Here is a 1,157-nt window from a genome sequence, read left to right on the forward strand (position 1 = left end):
CTAGTGCCTCGTCAAGCAACGTTGGCGTTGTAATCGTGTCGGCTTGACCTGGGCGGTGTGGGTTTTGGAGGCTGGCTGTCGGAGGTGGTGATGGCTCGACAGCCTGAGGTGTTCGTGCGTGAGTTGGAGCCCGAGGAAGCGGCTCGGTTGGTGAAGATCACCCGCACGGCCAAGGACCGGGTCCGGTTGCGCCGGGCGGGGATTGTGCTCGCGTCGGTGCAGGGCCGTAGCGCGGGTGATGCGGCGGGGATGTTCGCGGCGACGGCGCAGTATGCGCGGGAGGTGATCCACGCGTTCAACGAGTCCGGGTTCGCGGCGCTGGACCCAAAATGGAGCGGGGGTCGACCGAAGAGGTTCGGCCCCCCGGTTCGTGAAACGGTCTGCCTGGTCGCCAAGACGCCGCCGCAACGGTTGGGGCGTCCGTTCACGACCTGGAGTCTGTCCAAGCTGGTCGACTACCTGGCCGAGCACAAACACATCAAGATCAGCACCGAATCGGTCCGCAGGATCCTGCGAGACGCGGGTGTCAGGTGGCAGGCCACCAAGACCTGGAAAGGCAGCCGGGACCCCGAGTTCGCGTCGAAGATGGCCCGGATCCTCGACCTGTATGACCATCCACCGCCTGATGCCCGGGTGATCTGTGTCGACGAGTTCGGCCCGCTCAATCTCCAGCCCCGACCCGGCAAAGGATGGTTCCCCACCGGCCGCCCGGCCCGGCTGCGAGCCACCTACCACCGCAACGGCGGCGTCCGGCAGATGCTCGCGGCCCTGGACCTGACCACCGGACAGATGTTCTACCGGTTCCGAGACCGCAAACGCTGGCAGGAATTCCTCGCCTTCCTCAAGCAACTCCGGACCAGGTTCCCGGCCGGGAACCTGCACGTGATCTGCGACAACTACTCGCCCCACAAGAAGACCGAAGTCACCGACTGGTGCCGCGACAACGGCATCGAGTTGGTGTTCACCCCGAGCAACGCCTCCTGGCTGAACTGGATCGAGTGCGAGTTCACCGCGCTGCGCTACTTCACTCTCGACGGCAGTGACTACCCCAGCCACACCGCCCAAGAGACCGCGATCGCCGGCTACGTCCGCTGGCACAACAAACGCTCCCAGCCCAAACGACGCTTCGCTGTCGACTCCAAAATCCGCCGACCCGA

General features: G+C 65.2%; 1 protein-coding gene. It reads left to right on the forward strand.

Annotated features, from left to right (window positions below; genetic code table 11):
* Positions 1-90: 90 nt before the first annotated feature.
* Positions 91-1,157: IS630 family transposase (locus G3I17_RS39190; RefSeq protein ID WP_164604496.1), on the forward strand; the 1,067-nt coding region annotated here is incomplete at its 3' end.

The organism is Streptomyces sp. SID13031, from assembly GCF_010548305.1.
Lineage (GTDB): Bacteria > Actinomycetota > Actinomycetes > Propionibacteriales > Kribbellaceae > Kribbella.